4 protein-coding genes are annotated in these 2801 nt (G+C 45.6%); 2 read left to right on the top strand and 2 right to left on the bottom strand.

Annotation, left to right across the window (positions count from 1 at the left end; translation table 11 throughout):
• Positions 1–222: 222 nt before the first annotated feature.
• Complete coding sequence (locus QUA38_RS28360; protein ID WP_333042404.1) at positions 223–771, top strand: LeuD/DmdB family oxidoreductase small subunit; 549 nt, start codon at positions 223–225, stop codon at positions 769–771.
• A 97-nt stretch (positions 772–868) separates the two neighbouring features.
• On the opposite strand, the gene QUA38_RS28355 is transcribed toward QUA38_RS28360, so the two are convergent.
• Both QUA38_RS28355 and QUA38_RS28350 read right to left on the bottom strand, forming a co-directional pair.
• Positions 869–1291 carry an NUDIX hydrolase gene (locus QUA38_RS28355; protein WP_333167756.1) on the bottom strand — a complete coding sequence of 141 codons (423 nt, stop codon included), beginning with the start codon at positions 1289–1291 and terminating at the stop codon, positions 869–871.
• Between the two features lie 221 nt (positions 1292–1512).
• Complete coding sequence (locus QUA38_RS28350) at positions 1513–1938, bottom strand: DNA-binding protein (protein WP_333167755.1); 426 nt, start codon at positions 1936–1938, stop codon at positions 1513–1515.
• A 144-nt stretch (positions 1939–2082) separates the two neighbouring features.
• On the opposite strand from QUA38_RS28350, the gene folD reads away from it, so the two are divergent.
• Positions 2083–2801, top strand: a 719-nt coding sequence (gene folD / locus QUA38_RS28345) for a bifunctional methylenetetrahydrofolate dehydrogenase/methenyltetrahydrofolate cyclohydrolase FolD (RefSeq protein WP_333167753.1), incomplete at its 3' end; no start/stop codon positions are given.

Raw genomic sequence — 2801 nt, 5'->3', positions numbered from 1 at the left:
CCCTCGCGAGCTTGTCGAGCAATGTCATCTATTGGATTTGCCATAAAACTATCTTGACGCTTAGCAATCTGTTAATTGTTAACCCAAAGTCTCGGATCTAATTTTTACTCATACAGGTTATCACTGACACTGCCAGGTTAAAATGAACAGATGCAAATCTTGCATACCGATCCACTTAAAATTATCACCACAGCATCGAGCGAGGCTAACAGGAAATAAACTATGGGTAAAGTAATTAGCGGTCAAATTTTTGTTGTAGACGACAACATCGATACAGATCAAATTATCCCGGCCGAATACCTGACCCTGGTTCCCTCGAAGCCGGATGAGTACGAGAAACTAGGCAGTTACGCTATGATTGGGTTGCCCGATCGCTACGGTAAGTTTATCGAATCCGGTGAACAGAAAACCCGGTATCCGATTATAATAGCAGGCGAAAATTTTGGCTGCGGTTCTTCGCGGGAGCACGCTCCGATCGCTCTGGGGGCCGCCGGCGTCACAGCAGTGGTGGCTTTGTCTTACGCACGCATTTTCTTTCGCAATTGCTCGGCTACTGGCGAATTGTACCCGATCGAATCAGTCGAGCGGCTCTGCGACTTGTTTGTAACGGGCCAAGAAGTGACGATCGACTTTACTGCAGAGGTAATTGTCAACCACACTCTCGATAGAACTTTCTCGCTCAAACCTTTAGGAGAAGTAGGGCCAGTGATTGATGCCGGAGGGTTGTTTGACTACGCGCGCCAAACGGGAATGATTGCGGCTCGTTCTTAACTGTTAAAACCCCTGCAATGTAGGGTGTACCACCGGGCGCACCTTACTAATATCTCCCTCCCCAAACCCATGCAATGTAGGGTGAGTGGCAATTTTCTCAAATCGACTCAATAAAATTCAATAAAATTCGTTGGTGAGCAATGCCAAAAGGTCGTACATCTCCTGACTGCTCAGAAAAGCATTTTCCCGCCCGAATCTCCTCCGGTGTCAACAACTTCATATCCCACCCCTCAAGCAAAACTAAATCCTTGACATCCGCACTAAGTTGTGAATGAAAAACGTGGCGAACGACATCTTTTTCGACATCACAACAGAAAAAAGAAACACTTGCAGGAGCATAGCCAATTTCCTCTGATAATTCCCGCACTAGAGCAACTTCCGGCGTTTCCCCCGGTTCCAAGTGTCCGCCAAACAAAGCCCAATGTCCGGGATACCTGATATGAGGAATATCGTCTCGCAACTGGCAGAGAAACTTGCCGTCTTGGTACAAAATCGCGATCGCAACGTGAATTTTAGTCATGTGTTAGAAAGAAAAGAGAAGGAAGAAAGTGCTGTAGGAGCGGGTTCACCAACATCTGTAAAATCAACAAAAAATATAGGTAAACCCGCCCACACCATAATATTATGGTTAATGAACTTTGAATATAAATAAACAGCTCCAAATCGCCCAAGCACAACTATAAACCTTTGATTTGTAGGAAATAGACTTACTTATTCAAATAAATTAGCAGCTTCGTATTTTTATTGATTAGCCGCTGGAGTGCGCTTTAATTGCTCCATTTCCTCAACATAAACTTCACCTAAATCCTTTCCTGCCAATTCCTTCAGAGTAATACTCTTGTATCGGACTTCTCCCTTGAGCAACACTTCATCGCCAAGCTGGGGCAAATCTTGCTTGGTTAAAATCCAAATACTGCCAGTACCATCCTCAATTTGATAAGCCGCATTTCCTACAAAGGGAGCGCGATTTTCCACCTTTCCCCGAAGATAAACTTCAGCATCCACTTGCCGCTTTTGTTGAACGTCGCCAATGCTAGCAACATTAAAACCAAGATTAAGTTGAGACATGGGTAAATTGCCGCAACTGAAAAAACCGCTGGCGAGGATTAGCGACAAAGAGCCGGTGCAGAATCTTTGAACCCAAACTTGCTTAACTGCAGTAGTCATTGGTCAAATGATTTGAGATGTGAGATACGACTTACTTTAACAGAATCCCCAGAATCGATCGCAAGTAAGAAATTTCTCTAGTGTAGTCCTTGGCGGGGATTAAGCTAAAATCTAAAATCGTCAGCCCCTAACCAAGAGTCTACAATGGATGCCAAAACTGCTCAAATACTAGATGGCAAAGCTTTAGCGACAAAGATTCAAACCGAGCTGAGTGATCGAGTCCGCGCCCTACAACCCCAAAAAGGTCGTCCTCCGGGACTTGCGGTGCTGATGGTGGGCGACAACCCAGCTAGCGCAGCCTATGTCCGCAATAAAGAGCGAGCCTGCGCTAAAGTTGGCATAGCTTCCTTCGGCAAGCATTACCCCGCAAATGCTACTCAAGCCGAACTAGAACTTGCAATTCGTGCACTCAACGAGGACGATCGAGTAGATGGCATTTTAGTTCAATTACCGCTACCAGAACACTTAGATGCAATTTCGCTGCTGTACCAAATTGCTCCCGACAAAGATGCTGACGGACTTCACCCTGTAAATTTAGGCCGTCTCGTGCGCGGGGAGCAAGGTTTGCGGAGTTGTACTCCCGCCGGAGTGATGCGGTTATTGCAGGAATACCAGATTGATTTGAAAGGAAAAAATGCCGTTGTTTTGGGACGGAGTATTTTGGTGGGTAAACCGATGGCACTGATGCTATTAGAAGCCGACTGCACTGTTACTGTAGCTCATTCGCGATCGCAAAACTTAGAATCTATTACCAATCAAGCCGATATTCTAATAGCTGCAGTCGGCCGCACAGAAATGATTACAGCTAATATGGTTAAACCCGGATCAGTAGTAATTGATGTCGGTATCAACCGCGTCGTCAA

The organism is Microcoleus sp. Pol12B4, from assembly GCF_036701385.1.
GTDB lineage: Bacteria > Cyanobacteriota > Cyanobacteriia > Cyanobacteriales > Microcoleaceae > Microcoleus.
The sequence above is the reverse complement of the archived record's forward strand: the minus strand, read 5'-3'. Positions and strand labels throughout refer to the sequence as shown.

Excerpts from the sequence above, each read along its gene's own strand:
- QUA38_RS28360 (WP_333042404.1), top strand. The coding sequence starts at position 223 with ATGGGTAAAGTAATTAGCGGTCAAATTTTTGTTGTAGACGACAACATC.
- QUA38_RS28355 (WP_333167756.1), bottom strand. The coding sequence starts at position 1,291 with ATGACTAAAATTCACGTTGCGATCGCGATTTTGTACCAAGACGGCAAG.
- QUA38_RS28350 (WP_333167755.1), bottom strand. The coding sequence starts at position 1,938 with ATGACTACTGCAGTTAAGCAAGTTTGGGTTCAAAGATTCTGCACCGGC.